Consider the following 3,110-nt stretch of genomic DNA (forward strand, 5'->3'; position numbering starts at 1 on the left):
ACGAGGTGGTATACCTCGCGGATCACGTACCTCTTGAGGCAGCGAATGATGTCTCGCTTGGACTTGCCCTCCGCGGTGCGTCGTGCCACGTAGGCGATCGTGGGCTCATGGAAGCGCATCCGCACGATGACTGTCCTGTAGATGGCTGCGTTCAGCTGACGGTGACCGCCATGATTGATCCGATGTTTTCCGCTGCTCATCCCTGAGCCTGTAGGCACGGGGCTGATGCCGGCGAGCTTGGCGAATGCTGCCTCGCTCTTGATCCGTTCGGGATTGTCCCCGGCCACGATGAGGATCTCCGCTGCCGTGTCCACGCCGATCCCGAACTGGTCGAGCAGGTGCGGCGCACGCGCGATCACGAGCCCCTTGATCATGGCCTCGAGCTCGAGGATCTCCTCGTTTAACGACAGCCACCGCCTGGCCAGCGACCGGAGCACATGACGATTGGCCTCCTCCGGCGTGCTCAGCGCGCGGGGGCGCAGGGAAGCGCAGCGGCGGGCGATCATCTTCTGCGTCTTCCCCTGCAGTACCTTGCGTAGATTCTCTTCGGCGTGCACGAGCATCGCCTTCAACGTGATCATCGCTGCAGAGCGGTCTTTGACCGCAGTGTCGTGAGCGACTTTGAGCTGACGGATCATTTCCACGCTCCCGTCGGCGCTCTTGGGCGTGGCGGTAGCGAAACCCGCGAGGACTGCGCGGGCCGCGTTCTCAGCGTCCAAGGTGTCGGACTTCCCGTTCAACCGACGCAGGCGTCGGTCTGGGCGCGAGACTTCCACGACCTTGTGCCCCTGGCGACGGATGTACGAGGCCAGACCAGCCCCGTAGGAGCCTGTGCCCTCGATGCCGAACGCGATGATGGTGCCGTAGTCCGCGGCCCATTCCAGTAGCTGCTGGTAACCGGCACGGTCGGTGGCGATCGTGCCGGTCGCGAGAATCCCACCGATCGAGTCCATGACGGCGGCCACGTGGATGTGCTTGTGGGTGTCCACGCCGATCACGACGTGACCGGAACGGGTGGGGGCGATCTGGCTCATGTACGAGGCTGTCCTTCGGCTACGGGTGCGGGGGCGGCACCGACGCCGGTGGGCGGACAGGACTGTCACGGGGACACGGTCACGAAAATGCTCCAGGCTCCTATCAGGTCACGCCCGGACCGGCGGCAGTGGTCGTACGTGCCCGGCCGCGGGCCCGACAGATCAACGCCAAGACACCATGTGGGTCAATCGTAGAGATGGGTCAGAGCACCACGGCCAGGACTTCCTCATCCTCGCGGAATCCGGCCCTCAGAGACTGACAGTCGTAGGAGTCGCCCACGGTGCCCACCGAAGCGCTCACCCCGGCGGTGATGAGCGCGTCTGAATATGCCAAGCTGACGTACTGGCTTCCCCGATCCGAGTGGTGGATCAGGCCCTGCCGCCCGCGGGTAGCGCCGGTGGAGACCAGCGCGTGCTCCAGGGCCAGCAGGGGCAGGCCTGCGGTGTGCAGGCTGCCCGAGACCGCCCATCCCACGACGCGCCGGGAGTACACGTCGGTGATGAACGCGACATAGCAGAACCCGGCCAGGATCCTGACGTAGGTGATGTCAGCGACCCAGAGCTGATGCGGGCCATCCGCGGTGAACTGCCGCTCCACCAAGTCAGGGCGGGTATCCGGCTCACCAGTCGGCCTCGTGGTGACCGGCGTACGTCCGCGCCGCACCCCTTCCACGCCGGCGAGCTTCATCAGTCGGGCGACCTGGTCCCGGCCGATCTCCCACCCGGCGCGGCGCATCGCGTGGTGCATCTTCCGGACCCCGTAGACGCTGTAGTTCTCCGCGTGGATCCGCTCGAGCTCCTCGATGAGGAGCTCGTCTCGTAGAGCCCTCTCGGAGGCAGGCCGTCTCTTCGCGGCCCGGTAGCCGCGAGAGGTGATGAACCCACACTCCGTCGCGCTGAGCACGCGGCAGATGGCCTCGACCCCGAATTGATCGCGGTGTTCGTCGATGAACCGGATCATCTCGTCGTGGGGCGGTCGAGTTCCGCTGCGAAAAAAGCTGAGGCTTTGCGCAGGATCTCGTTCGCGCGGCGCAGCTCGAGGTTCTCTCTGCGCAGCTTGGTGATCTCCTCGGCTTCAGCGGTGCTCAGCCCTGGAGCCTCGCCCTGATCGACGCGATCTTGCTTCCACCAGTTCCGCAGGGTGTGTGGGGAGATCCCGCCGAGGGCTTCGCCAACGGCGGTGCAGGCGACCCAGGCGGAGCACTGCTCGGCGCGGACGCGTTCTTCGATGAGCTTCAGGGCTCTTGCCTTGAACTCGGGGGTGTACTTCTGGGGCATGATCCGATCCTCCTTGAGGAAGTAGGTCGGAACGAAACCCAGGGCGCTTCACTTTCGTTGTGCGGCCGAGGGCTGGATCGCTTCGGTCGTCGGCGTGCGGCCGTGCCGGTCTGCGGTCGTGTTGGTAGGTGTGAGGGCGAGAATGAAGAGGACGGCGGCTATGATGCCGAGGCCGGTCCAGCCCACGGGGGTGAGGCGTTCGCCGACGACGGCGACGGCGAGGATCGCGGCGACGGCCGGCTCGGTGAGGGTGATCGTGGTCGCGGTGCTGGCGGGCACACGGGTGAGGCCGTAGCCGAAGAGCACATAGCCGAGGAACATCGGGACCAGGGCAATGTAGGCGGCCACCGCGAAGGCCTGCGGGGTGGCGATCAGGGGCGCTCCGGTGATGACGAGGACGGGCAGCAGCAGCGCCCCGCCCGCACCGAACACGGCGCCCATCGAGGCCGCCCGGCTGATGCCGTCGTGGATGAGGCGGTGCGCCGCCCAGGAGTACGTCGCGTAGGTGGCGCCGGCGACCAGCCCGAGCAGGACGCCGGCGAGGGTCGCGGTCGACGATGCGGCCTCCTGGTCGAGTTGGGACAGGCACAGCAGAGCGGCGCCGGTGACGCCCAGGGCGGCGGCGAGCATCCATCACCGGCTGAGGCGTCGGTGTTCCACGATCCGTTCCAGCAGCCCGGAGGCCAGGGGAGCCGAGGCGAGGGAGACGACGGAGCCGATGGCGACGCCGGCCCAGTGCATCGAGCTGTAGAACGCCAGCGGGTAGACGGCCACGGCCACGGACGACCTGCCGGAGGA

The 3,110-nt window shown here is 66.9% G+C and carries 2 protein-coding genes, 1 pseudogene and 1 other annotated feature; all 3 genes and pseudogenes read right to left on the minus strand.

Translation table 11 applies throughout. The features are described from left to right. On the minus strand, positions 1–1,034 hold a 1,034-nt coding region (locus tag HMPREF3105_RS02880; RefSeq protein WP_083325280.1), incomplete at its 3' end, for an IS110 family RNA-guided transposase. Between the two features lie 262 nt (positions 1,035–1,296). Then, positions 1,297–2,312 (minus strand): annotated as a pseudogene (locus tag HMPREF3105_RS13460) (IS3 family transposase); the annotation flags it as partial. Beyond that, positions 1,938–2,034 (minus strand) — a sequence feature (AL1L pseudoknot). (Overlaps the previous pseudogene by 97 nt.) A 48-nt stretch (positions 2,313–2,360) precedes the next feature. After that, on the minus strand, positions 2,361–2,942 hold the full coding sequence (locus tag HMPREF3105_RS02895; RefSeq protein ID WP_308219442.1) for an EamA family transporter: 582 nt from the start codon (positions 2,940–2,942) through the stop codon (positions 2,361–2,363). Positions 2,943–3,110 lie beyond the last annotated feature (168 nt).

Source organism: Micrococcus sp. HMSC31B01, assembly GCF_001816085.1.
Lineage (GTDB): Bacteria > Actinomycetota > Actinomycetes > Actinomycetales > Micrococcaceae > Micrococcus > Micrococcus luteus.

Excerpts from the sequence above, each read along its gene's own strand:
- HMPREF3105_RS02895 (WP_308219442.1), bottom strand. The coding sequence starts at position 2,942 with ATGCTCGCCGCCGCCCTGGGCGTCACCGGCGCCGCTCTGCTGTGCCTG.